The sequence below is a fragment of the Mordavella massiliensis genome (assembly GCF_016901695.1).
Taxonomy (GTDB): domain Bacteria; phylum Bacillota; class Clostridia; order Lachnospirales; family Lachnospiraceae; genus Claveliimonas; species Claveliimonas massiliensis_A.
Map to the genome: position 1 here is coordinate 17642 of NZ_JACJKS010000015.1, position 17651 is coordinate 35292.

Sequence of the window (17651 nt, forward strand, 5' to 3'; positions counted from 1 at the left end):
TAAAATGATTAATTTTAAGGAGCACCAGCAAGACTTCTTACTGTCTCCGGGTCCACCTCCAGCTCTTTGGCGATTGACTCTGCAGATTTACCCTTTTCCAGTTTTTTCTGGATCAGCTCACGGAGCAGATCTTGTTTTCCGTCGAGGTAACCGTCCTTTCTGCCATCCTGGTAGCCGTCCTCGTACCCCTCCTGATGCATGGCTTTCTCGTATTTTTCCTGGTCAAATGTCTCCAGAACCATCTGGATCACCTCTGCTTTCTGATCTATCAGAATATCCCGCAGCACATTGTTTCTGATGCACATATCCACCGCCTCTGTCACTGCTTCCCTGAGGGGAAGAGGTTTCTTCAGGTTCTCCCGGACTGTGTCTACGAAGATGGCGTACTCCTTCAGCCGGTGGCACTTCTCCATCAGAGCCCTGTTGTGCCCGTAGTTGATATTCAGCATCACGGTCTCGCACTCCAGGGCGGGCCGCCTGCCTTCCGGATCTGCCTCGAAGAGATCGCTGAGCCGGAGTACTATCCTGTCAGGTTCCTCCTTTGTCCCGTTGTAGAACACGATGTGCTGGGGAAAGGGAAGACTTTTGGCTGCACTGCTGTAGATGTTGATGCCATTTCTAACTATGTGTTTTTCGTACAGCCTTGCCAGATACAAAAGCCCCCGCAGAGGCATGTTCGGGTTGTAGGTACTCTGGTGCTCGTACAGGCTTAAGGTGCCGCTGACGAGGAAGGAAATGTCGTTCTTCATGGACAGATACAGGACATTTCCCAGCGTGTTGATCTCCAGGGCACCGGGATCTGTGTAGTCCGTACCATTGACGGCGTTGTACAGGTCCAGAAGATCGGCAGGCCGTTGGAAGATAAATCGGAAAAGCCGGTCCTTGTACTGTCTGTCGGCCTGGGGATATTCTTCTGTGTTGATCAAATTTGTTTTCAAATGTTACACCTCCATTATAGACATAAAAACAGAAAGCTGCAACCTTTTATGAGCTCATATAAAAGGGAATGTAGGGCGGAACCCGCCGTTTGAATAAAAGAACGTCATTTTGCAATGACACAGAGAAAAAGAATTTTCTTCTGAACAGTTTGTATTATACATGACATAAAGCGCGGCGGCAATATGCCAAAGCGAAAATTAAAGAAATCTTAAGACGGTCTCATTGTATGGCGGAGAGCTATGCTGTCAGGATATGGCGGTGCCTGCCGGATTGATTATTGCGCTTGCCACTTTATCATGGTAAAATACCAGTTAAGGCTAAAAGAAAAGAAGGAGGCATACGATCATGGGTATGACAATGACGCAGAAGATCCTGGCAGCCCACGCGGGCCTGGATCATGTGGAGGCAGGCCAGCTCATCATGGCGGACCTGGATGTGGTCATGGCCAACGACATCACTGGACCAATGGCGATCCCGGTGTTCCGTCAGATGGCTGACAAAGTATATGACAGGGAGAAGGTGGTCCTTGTTCCGGACCATTTCACACCGAATAAAGATATCAAATCAGCAGAGAATGCCAAATCCCTGCGGGAGTTTGCAAAGGAGCAGGAGCTGACCAATTACTTTGAGGTGGGCAGAATGGGCATCGAGCATGCCATCCTGCCGGAGAAGGGCATCGTCGTGGCCGGCGAGTGCATCATCGGCGCCGATTCCCACACCTGTACATACGGCGCTCTGGGGGCGTTCTCCACAGGGATGGGGACGACGGACATCGCCACCGGCATGGCCACCGGCCAGATCTGGTTCAAAGTGCCGGGCGCCATCCGGTTCGTGCTGACGGGCAAACCTTCCCGGTATGTGAGCGGCAAGGATATCATCATCCACATCATCGGCAAGATCGGCGTGGACGGGGCCCTCTACAAATCCATGGAGTTCACGGGGGACGGCATTGCGAACCTGTCCATGGACGACCGGTTCACCATGGCCAACATGGCCATTGAGGCGGGCGCGAAGAATGGCATCTTCCCGGTGGATGAACTGGCAGAGGCCTACATGAAGGAGCATTCTGCCAAGGAGTACAAGATCTACACGGCGGACGAGGATGCGGTGTACGAGGACGTGGTGGAGATCGACCTCTCGGAAGTGCGCCCCACGGTGGCTTTCCCGCACCTTCCGGGCAACGCGAAGACCATCGATGAGATCGAGGCCATGGAGCCCATCCGGATCGACCAGGTGGTCATCGGCTCCTGCACCAACGGCAGGATGGAGGATATGCGCCGTGCGGCGGCCATCCTGAAGGGACATACCGTGCATCCGGACGTGCGGGTGATGGTGATCCCCGGCACCCAGGCGATCTACAAGCAGTGCATCGCGGAGGGGCTGGCGGATATCTTCATCGACGCGGGCTGCGCGTTCAACACACCAAGCTGCGGCCCCTGCATGGGCGGACATATGGGCGTCCTTGCGGCCGGGGAGAAATGCGTGTCCACGACGAACCGCAACTTTGTGGGCAGAATGGGACATGTGGACTCCCTCATTTACCTGGCGTCCCCGGAGACGGCGGCGGCCAGCGCCATCGCGGGCTATATCGCGAATCCAGAGAAAGCAGGTGAGAACTAATGCAGGCAAAAGGAAGAGTGTTTAAATACGGAGACAATGTGGACACGGACGTGATCATCCCGGCCAGGTACCTGAATTCCTTTGATCCGCAGGAGCTGGCCAGCCATGCCATGGCGGACATCGATCCGGAGTTCGTGGAGAAGGTGCAGCCCGGCGATCTGATCGTGGCGAACAAGAACTTCGGCTGCGGCTCCTCGAGGGAGCACGCGCCCCTGTGCCTGAAGACGGCGGGCGTCAGCTGCGTCATCGCGGAGACCTTTGCCCGGATCTTCTACCGGAACGCCATCAACATCGGGCTTCCCATCATCGAGTGCCCGGAGGCCGCGCAGAATATCGAGGCAGGTGACGAGGTGGAAGTGGACTTTGACAGCGGCAGGATCTACAACCGCACGAAGGGACTTACGTTCCAGGGACAGGCGTTCCCGGAATTCATGCAGAAGATCATCGCGGCGGGCGGTCTTGTAAACTATACGAATAAGAACAGAGGGAAATAGGGAAAAGTATGGAAAACAAAGGAAGAGCGGCGGCCCTCCTGCCCATCGGGGTGTTCCTGGTGATCTTTCTCGGGTCGGGCGTCGTGACGGGGGACTTTTATTCCATGCCCACGATCGTGGCATTTCTGATCGCCCTTTGCGTGGCTTTCCTGCAGAACAGGAAAGTCAGCTTTGACGAGAAGATCCACATCATCGCGAAGGGCGTGGGGGACGACAATATTATCACTATGAGTCTGATCTTTCTGTGCGCCGGCGGCTTCTCCGGCGCCGTGACCGCGGCGGGCGGCGTGGAGAGTACAGTCAACCTGGGACTCTCCGTGCTGCCTCCCAGCGTGGCGGTGGCGGGACTTTTCGTCATCGGCTGCTTCATCTCGGTCTCCATGGGGACTTCCATGGGAACCATCGCAGCCCTGGCGCCTATCGCGGTGGGGATCAGCGAGAAGACAGGGTTTGCCATGGCCATCTGCATCGGCGCGGTAGTGTGCGGCGCCATGTTCGGCGACAACCTGTCCATGATCTCAGATACGACCATTGCGGCTGTGAAGACCCAGGGATGTGAGATGAAGGACAAGTTCCGGGAGAACTTTCTGATCGTCCTGCCGGCGGCTGTCATCACCGTGCTCATCTTCCTGTTCGTCACAAGGGACGGCGGTGCAGTGATGCTGGATGACCTGTCCTTCAATGTCTGGCGGGTCGTTCCCTATGTGCTTGTCCTTGTGGGGGCGCTCATAGGCATCAACGTGTTCGTCGTGCTGATCGGCGGCACGGTCCTCTCCATCATCGTGGGGATCGCGACGGGCAGTCTCGCCTGGAACCAGATCTTCCTGGCCATCGGCGGCAATACGGTCATCAATGAGCAGGAGATCAGCGGTGTGATGGGCATGTATGACATCACGGTCATCTCCATCATTGTGGCGTGTATTGTCTCACTTGTAAAAGAATACGGAGGCATCCATTTCATCCTGCAGTGGATCCACAGGATGATCAAGGGCGAGAAGGGCGCGGAGCTGGGCATTGCGGGCCTGGCCCTCCTGGTGGACGCCTGCACGGCCAACAACACGGTGGCCATTGTCATGGCAGGCCCCATCGCAAAGGAGATCAGCGAGGAGTACGGCGTCTCGCCGAAGCGGTCCGCCTCCCTGCTGGACATCTTCACCTCCGTGGGACAGGGACTCATTCCCTACGGCGCGCAGCTTTTGTCGGCGGCCACGCTGACGGCGCTGACACCCTTTGATATCCTGCCATACCTGTACTACCCGGTGCTGATGGCAGTGAGCGCAGTCCTGTTCATCCTCTTCAGGAGCAGGAAGGAAAACGACAGCCCGGCAGCTTAAAAAGGACCGGGACGGAAAGGCGGACGAGATGAATTTACAGTATACAAGCACAAGGAATCCGAATAGCAGTGTCACGGCCTCCCAGGCAGTCCTCAAGGGACTTGCGGACGACGGCGGCCTCTTCGTGCCGGAGCGCATCCCGGCCCTGCCGGTCTCCCTGGAGGAGCTCAAGGACATGACCTACCAGGAGACGGCCTGTACGGTGATGAAGGAATTCCTCACCGACTACACGAAAGAGGAGCTTAAGGCCTGCATTGCCAGGGCTTATGATGAGAAGTTTGACACGGAGGAGATCGCGCCACTTGCAAAGGTGGACGGCGTCTACTATCTGGAGCTTTTCCACGGGCCTACCATCGCCTTCAAGGACATGGCCCTGTCCATCCTGCCCCACCTCATGACGACGGCGGCCCGGAAGAACGGCGCGGACCGGGAGATCGTGATCCTCACCGCCACCTCCGGGGACACAGGCAAGGCCGCCATGGCGGGCTTTGCGGATGTGGAGGGGACGCGGATCATCGTGTTCTATCCGAAGGGAGGGGTCAGCCGCGTGCAGGAGCTGCAGATGGCGACCCAGAAGGGGAAAAATGTTGACGTGGTGGCGATCCACGGCAATTTTGACAACGCCCAGAGCGGCGTGAAGGAACTGTTTGGCGACCGGGAGCTGGCCGGAAGGCTGGAGGCGGCGGGCTATCAGTTCTCTTCCGCCAACTCCATCAATATCGGACGCCTTGTGCCGCAGATCGTGTACTATGTGTACGCCTACGGGAAACTCCTGGCAAACGGGGAGATCCAGGCGGGAGAGAAGATCAACATCACGGTTCCCACCGGGAATTTCGGAAACATCCTGGCAGCGTACTACGCAAAGCAGATGGGGCTGCCGGTGGCGAAGCTGATCTGCGCCTCCAATGAGAACAGGGTGCTCTTTGACTTCTTCCGGACCGGCACATACGACCGGAACCGGCCGTTTAAGCTGACCACGTCCCCGTCCATGGACATCCTCATATCCAGCAACCTGGAGCGGCTCATCTATCAGATCTGCGGCCGGGACGCCGGTGTGGACGCGGCGCTGATGGCCGGCCTGCAGGCGGAGGGGCGCTACACGGTCACGGAGGCCATGAAGGAACAGCTCTCTGACTTTGCCGCCGGCTACGCCACGGAGGAGGAGACGGCGGACACGATCCGCAGGGTCTATGAGCGGACCGGCTATGTGATGGACACCCACACGGCAGTGGCGGCCCGCGTGTACGGGAAATACCGGGAGGAGACGGGGGACGGGACAAAGACGGTCATTGCCTCCACGGCAAGCCCCTACAAGTTTGTGAAGAGCGTGCTCGCCGCCATCGACCCGGAAGCCTATGGCCGGCAGGAGGAACTTGCGCTCCTGCCCAAGCTGGAGCGCCTCTCCTGCGTGGAGATGCCCGGGGCCGTGCAGGAGATCCTCCGCGCGCAGGTGCGCCACACGAGAGAGTGCGATGCGGACCGGATGCGGGAGACGGTGGAGGAGATCCTGGGATTAAACTAGCGGGAAGGTGACAGAGATGGAAAGTATGGGAAGTTTTTTTGGCATTGTGGCGATCGGCGCAGGTATCTACTGCGTCTACGGGTATCTGCTGATGATCCGGAGGCGGGAGATCCCCAGGGGGATCATGCTGCCCAGGGATACGGATCCGAAGAAGTGCAGGGACGTGGACGCCTACATACGTATGACGTCCCTTCCGCTCATCTGCGTGGCTGTGCTCCTCCTTTTGTACGGCGCGCTGGAGATGGTCAACCAGTATGCGTTTCCGGTGGGACCGGCGCTCTTTGCGGCGCTGCTTCTCTGCGCGGCGGCGCTCATCTGGCTCGCCGTGCGGACGAAAAAGGCGAACGACACCTACTTTTAGAAAATATTCTGACAATTTATCGTCAGAAAAATGCAGGATTTTATTTTAAATCCTGCATTTTTTCTTTTTTCAAAGTAGAAAATAAATTTGCAGATCAGGAAAAATAAAAGATTTCGATATAAATAATTCAAAATCTTGTTATTATCTTAACATATTAGTGGTTGCTTTTTCCATCCGCATCTTGTATAATAAAACCAAATCGTGGTTTCCGGGAAACCGGCGGCTGCAGACTATAGAAAGAAAGAGGTTGAGCGTAACATGGCAAATATCGATTTAACAAAGTACGGTATCACCGGAACAACTGAGATTGTTCACAATCCTTCCTTTGAGATGCTTTTTGAGGAGGAGACCAACCCGAACCTGGAAGGCTATGACAAAGGCCAGGTCAGCGAGCTCGGCGCAGTCAATGTTATGACTGGTATCTACACAGGCCGTTCTCCTAAAGACAAATATATCGTGATGGACGAGAATTCCAAGGACACTGTATGGTGGACGACAGAGGAGTACCCGAACGACAACCATCCGGCTTCCCAGGAGGCATGGGACGCAGTCAAGAAGATCGCGCAGGAGGAGCTCTCCGGCAAGAGGCTTTTCGTTGTGGATGCTTTCTGCGGCACCAACAAGGATACGCGCATGGCGATCCGCTTCATCATGGAAGTGGCATGGCAGGCTCATTTCGTTAAGAACATGTTCATCCGCCCCACAGAGGAGGAGCTGGAGACTTTCGAGCCCGACTTTGTCGTATACAACGCCTCCAAGGCAAAGGTAGAGAACTACAAGGAGCTGGGACTGCGCTCTGAGACAGCCGCCATGTTCAACATCACAAGCCGCGAGCAGGTGATCGTGAACACATGGTACGGCGGAGAGATGAAGAAAGGTATGTTCTCCATGATGAACTACTACCTGCCTCTGAAGGGAATCGCTTCCATGCACTGCTCAGCCAACACAGATATGAACGGCGAGAATACGGCTATCTTCTTCGGCCTTTCCGGCACAGGAAAGACAACCCTCTCCACAGACCCGAAGAGACTTCTCATCGGCGACGACGAGCACGGCTGGGACGACAACGGCGTGTTCAACTTCGAGGGCGGCTGCTATGCGAAGGTGATCAACCTGGACAAGGAGTCCGAGCCGGACATCTACAACGCCATCAAGAGAAACGCGCTTCTTGAGAACGTGACGCTGGACGCAGAGGGCCACATCGATTTCGCAGACAAGAGCGTGACAGAGAACACACGTGTATCCTACCCGATCGATCACATCGAGAAGATCGTACGCCCGGTATCTGCAGCGCCTGCAGCGAAGAACGTGATCTTCCTGTCAGCGGACGCCTTCGGCGTACTTCCGCCGGTATCCGTCCTGACAGCGGAGCAGACAGAGTACTACTTCCTGTCCGGCTTCACGGCTAAGCTTGCCGGCACAGAGCGCGGCATCACAGAGCCGACACCGACCTTCTCCGCATGCTTCGGACAGGCGTTCCTGGAGCTGCACCCGACGAAATACGCCGAGGAGCTGGTGAAGAGGATGAAAGCCAGCGGAGCAAAGGCATACCTTGTAAACACAGGCTGGAACGGAACCGGCAAGCGTATCTCCATCAAGGATACACGCGGCATCATCGACGCCATCCTGAACGGCTCCATCCTGACAGCGCCCACGAAGCAGATCCCCTACTTCAACTTTGAAGTTCCCACAGAGCTGCCGGGCGTAGATCCTGCGATCCTGGATCCCCGCGACACATACGCAGACGCTTCCGAGTGGGATGCAAAGGCAAAAGACCTGGCTCAGAGATTCGTCAAGAACTTCAAGAAATACGAGAGCAACGAACTGGGCAAAGAGCTTGTTGCAGCAGGTCCGCAGATCTAACGGATTTCTGGTTGAAAAGCAGGGTACAATAGAGTATAATAACTTTAGGAAACCTGGGATGCACGACAATTCCTGTAATTTTGAACCTACAAAACTTTAAACGGGACTCTTATTATCTCTGTACTATGTCAGGCCTCCGAACTTGTAGTGGAAGACAGAAAAGCAGATGCGGACACCCACCTGGCTGCGGCTAGGAGTCAAAATACAGGAACCGGCATTTCGGGGGACGTACAAAAGATGAAGGGCAGCTGCGTATATGCAGCTGTCTTTTTTCATACATTTTAGAAAAAGAATGAAAAGGGACAGGTTTGAGGAAAAGAAGAAAGAAAGCGGCGGCCGCCATTTTGATCTGGCTGCTTTTCATAGCCGGGCTTGTGCACATGCTGTACGGGACGGAGGGTGGACCGGGGGGAACCGGGACTGACAGCCCCCTGGAACTGCCGGGAACGGAGCCTGCGCAGCCCACTTCCGACAGCACCATCCGCGTGCTCATCATGACCACGGGATATGAGGGGGAGCTGCACGGGGAGGTGCGGGTCTCCTCGGACGCCGGGCTGAAGGTGAGCTGCGGCGGGGAGAGCGTGCAGTGGAGCGGGAGACAGTCCTGCCGGATCCTGCCGGACGACGCCCGGTTTCAGAAGGGCAGTATCCGTGTGGAGCCGCTGGAGGAGGGAGGCGCGATCCGCCTGGAGAGCATCACGCGGGGATGCGGGACGCCCTCCTACGCCGGCGCCCTGGAGCTTCGGGCTGTCTCAGGCGCCATCGCGGTCATCAACGAGCTGCCGGTGGAGACGTACCTGTGCGGCGTGGTGCCCAGCGAGATGCCGGCGTCCTATGAGCTGGAGGCGCTCAAAGCCCAGGCAGTGTGTGCCAGGAGCTATGCCTTCCGCCAGATGACGTCCTTCGGTTATCCCGAATATGAGGCGCATGTGAACGACAGCACGGACTACCAGGTGTACGGCAACAGCCGGATGCAGGAGAGCAGCACCCGGGCGGTGGAGGAGACAAGGGGACAGGTGGTGAGGTATAAAGGCGGGATCGCCACCACATACTATTATTCCACCTCCTGCGGCAGGACCACCAGCCTGGCGGCGTGGGGCACACAGGAAGATGAGGAGAACGGGTACCTGCGAAGTGTGGAGGTGAAAGGGGAGGACGGGGATTACGAGAAGTCCCTTCCCTGGTACCGGTGGACGGCCCGGGTGCCGGCAGAGACCCTCTCCGCCCTGGTGAGCGCCAACACAGGCGCGGCGGTGGGCACCCTGCAAAGCGTGGAAGTGACGGCCCGGGGCCCGGGGGATGTGGCCCTGCAGATCACGGCGTCCGGGGACGCCGGGAGCGTCACTGTGGACACGGAGAACAAGATCCGCACGGCTCTTGGCGGGAGCGGGTACACCATCGAAAAGAACGACGGGACCGCGGTACAGAGCACAGCCCTGCTGCCAAGCGCCTTTTTCTCCATTGAGAAGAGAGGGGATGCGTTCGTCATCCGCGGCGGCGGTTTTGGCCACGGCATCGGCATGAGCCAGAACGGGGCCAACGAGATGGCGAAGGCGGGAAAGGATTACCAGGAGATCCTGAAGCTGTTCTACCAGGATGTGGAGATCGGATAACGGCTTGCATATTTTACAGGCAGATGGTATGATTTCTCTATGAAAAACGGCGGGAGAAAGTCTATGATAAAGAAGATCATTCAGAAAGGAATAGGCGTGTCCGAGGAAGTGGGCAGGGATCACGTGGGAGCTTACGCCGCCCAGTCGGCGTATTTTTTCATGCTCTGTATGATCCCGATCCTTCTTCTGCTGCTCACGCTCGTCCAGTTCACCCCCGTTACCAAGGCGGATGTGATGACGGCGGTGATGCAGGTCTTCCCCTCCTCCGTGGACTCCCTGATCGTCTCGATCGTAAACCAGGTTTATAACCAGTCCATGGGCATCATCCCCGTGACTGCGGTGGTGGCGCTCTGGTCTGCGGGGAAGGGCGTTCTTGCCATGTCGAACGGGCTGAACTGCATTTACAGTTGCGAGGAGACCCGGAACTATGTGTTCCTGCGGATCCGCGCCACGGTCTACACTGTGCTCTTCATTGTGGTGATCCTGCTCCTTCTGGTGATGTCCGTCTTCGGCAATACGCTGAACATCTTCATCACCACCCATGTCCGGTTCCTGAAGCCGGTGTCAGACTGGATGATCCAGAGGCGCGCCGTGATCGTGCCCGTCGTGCTGATGGGATTCTCCCTTCTGATCTACAAGTTCCTCCCGAACCGGAGGGATACGCTGCGCAGGCAGATCCCCGGGGCCGTGTTTGCGGCGCTGGCGTGGATGGCCATCTCCTGGGTGTTCTCTGTGTACGTGGATGTTTTCCAGGGATTTTCAGACATGTACGGGAGCCTGACGACCATCGTACTCATCATGCTGTGGCTGTATTTCTGCATGTACAGCATTCTGCTCGGCGGGGTGCTGAACAAGCTGGTGGCCCGGCATCTGTTTGACAGATAAAGGAAAGGAAGACAAAAGAAATGGAAATGAGACGGCAGGATTTCAGCTTTGACCTTCCCCAGGAACTCATTGCCCAGGATCCCCTGAAGGACCGGGCGGGTTCCAGGCTGCTTGTCCTTGACAAGGAGACCGGCGCGGTATCCCACCATGTGTTCCGGGAGATCAAAGAGTACCTGCATCCGGGCGACTGCCTTGTGCTCAACGACACGAAGGTCATTCCGGCCCGGCTGATCGGATCCAAGATCGGTACGGATGCAAAGATAGAAATATTACTGTTAAAAAGGAAAGAAGACAATATCTGGGAGACGCTTGTAAAGCCTGGAAAGAAGGCGAAGCCGGGCGCCAGGATCAGCTTCGGCGACGGACTTCTCGTGGGGGAAGTCGTGGATGTGGTGGAGGAGGGGAACCGCCTTGTGCGCTTCACCTATGACGGCATCTTCGAGGAGATACTGGACCGGCTCGGGCAGATGCCCCTGCCTCCCTATATCACCCACCAGCTGGAGGACAAAAACCGGTACCAGACGGTGTACGCGAAACACAGCGGCTCTGCGGCCGCGCCTACGGCAGGCCTCCATTTTACGCCGGAGCTTCTGGAGGAGATCAAAGCGAAGGGGGTGGAGATCGCCAGCGTCACCCTCCACGTGGGGCTCGGCACCTTCCGGCCTGTGAAGGCGGACAACATCCTGGAGCACCACATGCATTCGGAGTTCTACCAGATCGAAGCGAGCGAGGCGGAGAAGATCAACCGCGCGAAGGCAGCAGGCGGGCAGATCATCTGCGTGGGCACCACAAGCTGCCGGACCATCGAGTCGGCGGCGGACGGGGACGGATACCTGAGAGCGGGCAGCGGCTGGACGGATATCTTTATCTATCCGGGGTACCGCTTTAAGATACTGGACTGTCTGATCACCAACTTCCATCTGCCGGAGTCCACCCTGCTCATGCTCGTATCTGCACTGGCGGGGCGGGAGCATGTGCTGGCTGCTTACGAGGAGGCTGTGCGGGAGCGGTACCGCTTCTTCTCCTTCGGGGACGCCATGCTGATCCGGTAAAGATGCGGGGAAGAGAAAGGATGGACGGCGATGAGACAGGAGCGCTTTAAGATGGAGAGGGAAGGACTGGTCCGGGAGGGCCAGGAGGTGGAGATCAGCGAGAGAAGTCCCAGCACGGGGCGCTACACCTATCTGGTGGAGCCCTCCGTGGCCATGTCCGGCATCTACCGGACAAGCGAGCGCATCAAAGCGAGAAAAGGAAAAATTGCAAAGATCGAGCACACCCAGAAAGGATTTTATCTGGTTGTGGAGGTAGAAGAATAAGACAGGAGGAAAAAAATGGACAGAAAAGCACCTGTACTGGGAAGAGAGGAGCTGGAGGAATTCCGGCAGAAGACGAAGGAATTTTACGCGGGCAATATCACAAAGAATGACTACAAGGGGTACTCCGGCAGATACGGCAGCTATGCCCAGAAGGGCGGGCACAGCAGCATGCTCCGCCTGCGCATGGCCGGCGGCCGCCTCACGAAGGACAAGCTTCAGTTTATCACAGAGAGCATCGAGAAGCACGGCGTGAAGAAGGTGCATTTTACGACATGCCAGACGATCCAGCTCCACGACCTGGACGCGGACGCTGTCTGCGACATCATGGCAGGGGCCATGGAGCACGATATCGTCACCCTTGGCGGCGGCGGGGATTTCCCCAGGAACGTGATGGCGCCGCCTCTGTCCGGCACGCAGAAGGGCGAGTATTTTGACGTGCTCCCCTACGCGAAGAAGGCGGAAGAGTTCCTCCTCACCTTCCTGGACGCCCGGAAGATGCCGAGAAAGCTGAAGGTCTGCTTTTCCACAGGCCCGGCCAATGTGACGCACGCCACCTTCCGGGATCTGGGCTTTGTGGCCCGCCCAGACGGAACGTTCGACGTGTACAGCGCCGGCGGCCTGGGGAACAACCCGAAGATCGGACTTAAGATGGCGGAGGCGGTGGATCCGTCCCGCGTCCTCTACTATATCCTTGCCATGCGGGAGGTCTTCCTGGAGCACGGCAACTACGAGCAGAGGGGGAAGGCAAGAACGCGCTACATGCGGGACAAGCTGGGCGATGAGGGATACCGGCAGGCGTATCTTGCCAAGCTGGCCCAGGCGGAGACGGGCGAAGACCTGACGATCCGCGTGGAGCCGGAGGAGATCACGAAGTCGGGCGACGGCACGGAGGCATCCGGGGAGAGGATCCTCGCCCAGAAGCAGGAGGGCCTCTACACAGTGGCTTACCATCCCCTTGGAGGATGCCCGGATCCGTCCTTCTTCCGCAGGATCTTTGATACGGTCAGAGAGATAGAGGCGGTGGAGCTTCGGATCGCGCCGGATGAGACCGTCTACATCATCAACCTGACCGGGAAAGAGGCCCGGGAAGTGCTGGATGCCACCAGCGACAGCGCCCGGACGCCGTTCGAGACATCCGTGGCCTGCATCGGTGCTTCCATCTGCCAGGCAGGCGTGCGGGATTCCCAGAGCCTGCTGCAGGCTGCGGTAAAAGCGGTGCGGGAGGCAGGCATCGCGCCGGATGCACTCCCGAGAGTGCACATCTCCGGATGTCCCTCCTCCTGCGGCACGCATCAGATCGGCCAGATCGGATTCCGGGGCGGCGTGAAGATGGTGGACAAGAAGCCGCAATCCGCCTTTGAGGTCTACTTCTTCGGCTGCGACAGGCAGGGAGACGAGTATCTGGGAGATGATGCGGGAGCCATGCTGGAGGCGGATATCCCCGCCTTCCTGGTAGAGCTGGGACAGGAAGTGGAAAAGTCCGGCCTTTCCTACGCTGCGTGGGAGAAGGACAACCGGGACAGACTGCTTGAGATTGCTGCTGCCTACACGTCGTAGTGCAGCAGTCTCTTTTGTTGTGTGGAGGAGACAGGGATGGGGCTTTACTTTCCCATGTTTGTGGATATAGAAAACAAGAAGATCCTGGTCATCGGGGCGGGGCATGTGGCGGTGCGCCGGCTGCGCACCCTCCTCGCCTTTGGCGCGGATCTTGCCGTGGTGGCAAAGGAGGTTCCAGCCCCCCAGGAGGAGGAGATGAGACGCCTTCTGGGCAGCGGGCGGGTGCACCTGACCCTGCGCCCCGTGGAGGCGGCTGATATCACGGCGCAGTACGCGTTTGTCATCTGCGCCGCGGACGACCCGGCCGCTGACCGCCTGGCGCAGAAAAGGTGCCGGGAGATTGGGATCCCCGTGAACATCGCATCGGACCGGGACAAGAGCGACTTCTATTTCCCGGCGGTAGCGCTGGCGGACGGGCTGGCTGCCGGCCTTGCCGGGGACGGCAGCGACCACGGGAAGGTGGCCCGGGCGGCCAGGGCCGTGCGGAGCTGCCTGGCCGGGCTTGAGGCGGATGAGGGGAAGCAGGCAAAAGAAGACGAAGGAGACAGGGCATGAAGATCAAGGTAGGAAGCAGAGAGAGCCGTCTGGCGGTGCGGCAGGCGCAGATCGTCATGGAAAAGATCCGGCAGTTTCATCCGGCGGCGCAGCTTGAGATCGTGACAATGAAGACGACCGGGGACCGGATCCTGCATAAAACGCTGGACAAGGTGGGAGGCAAGGGCCTTTTTATCAAGGAGCTGGATCTGGCCCTGCGGGAGTGCCGGATCGATCTGGCGGTCCACAGCCTGAAGGACATGCCTATGGAGGAACCCCGTGATTTTCCCATTCTGGCCTGTACCAGGAGGGAGGACCCGCGGGATGTGCTGGTGCTTCGGAAGGGGCTGCCGGCGATGCCGGCGGACGGCGTCATCGGCTGTTCCAGCCTGCGCCGGAAACTGCAGCTTGGAGCTCTCTTCCCGTCGGCGCGGATCGAGAACATCCGCGGGAATGTGCTGACCCGGCTGGAGAAGCTGGACGCAGGGGAGTACGACGCCCTTGTGCTGGCGGCGGCAGGTCTTTTGCGGCTGGGCCTGGAAGAGAGGATCAGCCGGTATTTCTCCGTGGAGGAGATCCTGCCCGCGGCGGGACAGGGGATCATGGCCGTGCAGGGATCGCGGCGGATGAAGCCGTTTACGGACTGCGCAAGCGACCCGGACGCCGTGCTGGCCGCGGCGGCGGAGCGCGCCTTTGTGCGGGAGCTGGACGGGGGCTGCTCCTCCCCGGTGGCGGCGCACGCCGAAAGGCAGGGACAGGCCTGGCTGCTGCGGGGGCTCTACTACGAGGAGGAGACCGGCACATACCGCATCGGGACCCGCACGTATGAGATGGAAGGAACAGATCCGGCCCTGGCGGCGCGGATGGGAAGGGAGCTTGCAGATGAGCTTAGAGGATAACGCAAAGGGAACAGGGAAGGTCTGGCTTGTTGGAGCCGGCCCCTCGGACGCGGAGCTTCTGACTGTGAAGGGCAGAAGACTCCTTGCGGAGGCGGATGTGATCGTCTACGACCGGCTGGCTGGCGTGGGCGTCCTCGCCTGGGGGCGCCCCGACGCAGTGTACATAGACGTGGGCAAGCGCGCCGGCCATCACCCCATCCCCCAGGAGGAGATCAACCGGATCCTGGTGGAGCAGGCAGTGAAAGGGCGCAGGGTCGTCAGACTGAAGGGCGGAGATCCCCTTGTCTTCGGGCGGGGCGGCGAGGAGGCGTCGGCCCTGAAGCGCGCGGGGGTGCCTTTTGAGATCGTGCCGGGCATCACCTCGGCCATCGCAGTGCCGGCCTACCTGGGGATCCCGGTGACGCACCGGGATCTGGCCTCCTCCCTCCACATTGTGACCGCCCACAAAAAGGACGGCAGCCTCCCGGATATCCGGTACCAGGCTCTTGTGGAGGGCGGCGGGACGCTTGTGTTCCTCATGGGCGTGCACACGATCCGCAGCGTGACGGCGGGCCTCCTTGCGGAGGGGATGTCTCCGGATATGCCGGCCGCCGTGCTGGAGCGGGGGACCCGGGCTGTGCAGCGCAGGATCACAGGGACGGTGGCGGAGCTTGCGCAGAAGGCGGAGGCGGCCCATGTCCAGTCTCCGGCCATCATCCTGGTGGGGCAGGCGGCTGCCTTCCAGGACATGGACTGGTACGGGGAGCGGCCGCTGGCCGGCGTGAAGATCCTGGTCACAAGACCGCGGGAGCGCACCCTGCGGCTTAGCGCCATGCTCCGGGCCGAGGGGGCGGAAGTGCTGGAGGCGCCCGCCATCCGCCTTGTCCCTGTGGCGGACAAAAAAGACCTGGATCAGGCTCTTGCAGAGCTGGCGGATTACGCCTGGCTCGTCTTTACAAGTCCTTCCGGCGTGCATATCTTTCTGGAAGAACTCAGAAAGAGAAGGATGGATGTAAGGAGGATTGCCCACATGCGGATCGCTGTGATCGGCGAGGGGACGGCGGGGGAGCTTACGCAGGCAGGTCTGTACCCGGATCTGATGCCGGACGTCTACGACGGGGCCCACCTGGGCGCGGCGCTGGCCCGCGAAGTGAAGCCGGGGGAGCGGGTGCTCCTTCCCAGGGCGCGGATCGGGAACCGGGAGCTGACAGAGAAACTGAAGGATGCCGGCGCGGACGTGACGGATCTGCCCATTTACGATACGCAGTACGAGACGCTGCCCTGGCTCGACCTGGAGCGGGAGTTTGCAGACGGGCGCACATACGCCATGTTCACAAGCGCTTCCACGGTCCGGGGCTTTGTAAAGAGCGCCGGGGATCTCAGGCTGTCCGGGGTTCGGGCGCTGTGCATCGGCTCCATGACGGCCGCTGCTGCGGCCGGGGCAGGGATGGAGACATACACGGCGGCAAAACCAACCCTGGAAGCCCTGGTGGAACTGGCGAAGGAGGCCGCCGCAAAGGAGAGAGAGGATGGCAGGAGATAGAGACAGCCTTCAGATGGAAAGGACAGGCAGCGGCCTGCGCCGCGGCTGGACGACAGGCACATGCGCCCAGGCGGCGGCAAAGGCGGCGGCCCGGATCCTTCTGGCCGGACGGAAGGCTGCCGGGCAGATGCAGGAGGTTGCGGTCCGCCTGCCAGGCGGCCGCATACTGACGCTCCCGGTGGAGTCGGTGCAGGTGCTGGCTTTTGCTGCGTCGGGGGAACCCCTGACCGTGCGGTGCGGGGTGCGAAAAGAGAGCGGGGATGACCCGGATGTCACAGACGGCGTCACTGTCTATGCGGCAGTCTCCTTTCAGCAGACAGGAGGGATTACTGTGGACGGCGGCGAGGGCGTAGGCCGGGTGACGAAGGCGGGGCTTGACCAGCCGGTGGGGAGCGCAGCCATCAACCGGGTGCCCCGGGAGATGATCTGCCGGGAACTGGCGGAGCTGCTTGATGAGGCCGGATGCGGGAGAGGCCTTGCCGTCCTGGTGGAGATCCCGGGCGGGGAGGAGCTGGCGAAGCGGACCTTCAATCCGAGGATCGGCATCGAGGGGGGGCTTTCTGTGCTGGGGACGACCGGCATCGTGGAGCCCATGAGCGAGCAGGCCCTCATCGACACGATCGGGGTGGAGATCCGGGTCAGGCTTGCGCAGGGCCACCGGATCCTCCTTGCCGCGCCGGGGAATTACGGGCTGGATTTCCTGCGGGAGCAGTGGGGGATCCTGCCGGAGGAGACCATAACGTGCAGCAACTATATCGGGGAGACTATCGACATGGCAGCCCGGTACGGAGCGGAAGGGATCCTGTTTGCCGGACACATGGGCAAACTGGTCAAGCTGGCCGGCGGGATCATGAATACCCACTCCCGCCAGGCGGACTGCCGGATGGAACTTCTGGCAGCGGCGGCCCTGCGGGCCGGGCTCTCCCGGGAGACGGCGGCAGGACTCCTGGGGTGCAACACCACGGAGGATGCCCTGGATAAGCTGACGGATACGGAGCGAAAGGCAGTGACAGGACAGCTTCTCGCAAAGATAAAGGAACACCTGGATCTCCGGTGCGGGAGCGCCCCGGGCGGGAAGCTTCGGGCGGGGGCGGTTCTTTTTTCCAGCGTCCGCGGCATGCTCGGCATGACGAAGGGCGCTGAGGCGCTGCTTGGCGAAGCCAGGCGGGAAGCCGCCAGGGATCCGGACTAA

At 59.5% G+C, this 17651-nt stretch carries 16 protein-coding genes and 1 other RNA gene; 16 read left to right on the top strand and 1 reads right to left on the bottom strand.

Annotation, left to right across the window (positions count from 1 at the left end; genetic code table 11):
• Positions 1-14 precede the first annotated feature (14 nt).
• A complete protein-coding gene (locus tag H6A20_RS09965; protein WP_243426199.1) occupies positions 15-938 on the bottom strand; it encodes an Rpn family recombination-promoting nuclease/putative transposase in 924 nt (307 codons plus the stop codon).
• Positions 939-1284: 346 nt separating this feature from the next.
• Here H6A20_RS09965 and leuC point away from each other — a divergent pair, with 346 nt between their 5' ends.
• From leuC to cbiD, 16 genes are all read left to right on the top strand, one after another.
• Positions 1285-2559, top strand: coding sequence for a 3-isopropylmalate dehydratase large subunit (gene leuC / locus H6A20_RS09970; protein WP_204906978.1), 1275 nt, complete (start codon positions 1285-1287; stop codon positions 2557-2559).
• On the top strand, positions 2559-3053 hold the full coding sequence (leuD, locus tag H6A20_RS09975; protein WP_204906979.1) for a 3-isopropylmalate dehydratase small subunit: 495 nt from the start codon (positions 2559-2561) through the stop codon (positions 3051-3053). The genes leuC and leuD overlap by 1 nt, the downstream gene beginning before the upstream one ends.
• Positions 3054-3061: 8 nt before the next feature.
• Positions 3062-4387 carry a Na+/H+ antiporter NhaC family protein gene (locus H6A20_RS09980; protein WP_204906980.1) on the top strand — a complete coding sequence of 442 codons (1326 nt, stop codon included), beginning with the start codon at positions 3062-3064 and terminating at the stop codon, positions 4385-4387.
• Between the two features lie 28 nt (positions 4388-4415).
• Positions 4416-5909 (top strand): threonine synthase, encoded by a 1494-nt coding sequence (gene thrC / locus H6A20_RS09985; protein ID WP_204906981.1) that lies wholly within the window; start codon positions 4416-4418, stop codon positions 5907-5909.
• A gap of 25 nt (positions 5910-5934) precedes the next feature.
• Positions 5935-6270, top strand: a complete 336-nt coding sequence (locus H6A20_RS09990) for a hypothetical protein (RefSeq protein WP_204906982.1) — start codon at positions 5935-5937, stop codon at positions 6268-6270.
• A gap of 258 nt (positions 6271-6528) precedes the next feature.
• Positions 6529-8133 carry a phosphoenolpyruvate carboxykinase (ATP) gene (gene pckA / locus H6A20_RS09995; protein WP_204906983.1) on the top strand — a complete coding sequence of 535 codons (1605 nt, stop codon included), beginning with the start codon at positions 6529-6531 and terminating at the stop codon, positions 8131-8133.
• A gap of 47 nt (positions 8134-8180) precedes the next feature.
• Positions 8181-8363, top strand: a non-coding RNA gene (gene ssrS, locus H6A20_RS10000) — 6S RNA.
• Between the two features lie 114 nt (positions 8364-8477).
• Positions 8478-9746: a SpoIID/LytB domain-containing protein gene (locus tag H6A20_RS10005; RefSeq protein WP_243426200.1), complete on the top strand. Its 1269-nt coding sequence runs from the start codon at positions 8478-8480 to the stop codon at positions 9744-9746.
• A gap of 63 nt (positions 9747-9809) precedes the next feature.
• Complete coding sequence (locus H6A20_RS10010) at positions 9810-10631, top strand: YihY/virulence factor BrkB family protein (protein ID WP_204906984.1); 822 nt, start codon at positions 9810-9812, stop codon at positions 10629-10631.
• A 26-nt stretch (positions 10632-10657) separates the two neighbouring features.
• The gene (gene queA / locus H6A20_RS10015; RefSeq protein WP_204907011.1) at positions 10658-11683 is read left to right on the top strand and encodes a tRNA preQ1(34) S-adenosylmethionine ribosyltransferase-isomerase QueA; all 1026 of its coding nucleotides are present in this window, start codon (positions 10658-10660) and stop codon (positions 11681-11683) included.
• A gap of 30 nt (positions 11684-11713) precedes the next feature.
• Positions 11714-11947, top strand: coding sequence for a hypothetical protein (locus tag H6A20_RS10020; RefSeq protein WP_204906985.1), 234 nt, complete (start codon positions 11714-11716; stop codon positions 11945-11947).
• A gap of 15 nt (positions 11948-11962) precedes the next feature.
• Positions 11963-13504 carry a nitrite/sulfite reductase gene (locus H6A20_RS10025; RefSeq protein ID WP_204906986.1) on the top strand — a complete coding sequence of 514 codons (1542 nt, stop codon included), beginning with the start codon at positions 11963-11965 and terminating at the stop codon, positions 13502-13504.
• A gap of 36 nt (positions 13505-13540) precedes the next feature.
• The gene (locus H6A20_RS10030) at positions 13541-14059 is read left to right on the top strand and encodes a precorrin-2 dehydrogenase/sirohydrochlorin ferrochelatase family protein (protein WP_204906987.1); all 519 of its coding nucleotides are present in this window, start codon (positions 13541-13543) and stop codon (positions 14057-14059) included.
• Complete coding sequence (gene hemC / locus H6A20_RS10035) at positions 14056-14937, top strand: hydroxymethylbilane synthase (RefSeq protein ID WP_204906988.1); 882 nt, start codon at positions 14056-14058, stop codon at positions 14935-14937. The genes H6A20_RS10030 and hemC overlap by 4 nt, the downstream gene beginning before the upstream one ends.
• The gene (cobA, locus tag H6A20_RS10040) at positions 14921-16459 is read left to right on the top strand and encodes a uroporphyrinogen-III C-methyltransferase (RefSeq protein WP_204906989.1); all 1539 of its coding nucleotides are present in this window, start codon (positions 14921-14923) and stop codon (positions 16457-16459) included. The genes hemC and cobA overlap by 17 nt, the downstream gene beginning before the upstream one ends.
• A complete protein-coding gene (gene cbiD, locus H6A20_RS10045) occupies positions 16446-17651 on the top strand; it encodes a cobalt-precorrin-5B (C(1))-methyltransferase CbiD (protein WP_243426201.1) in 1206 nt (401 codons plus the stop codon). The genes cobA and cbiD overlap by 14 nt, the downstream gene beginning before the upstream one ends.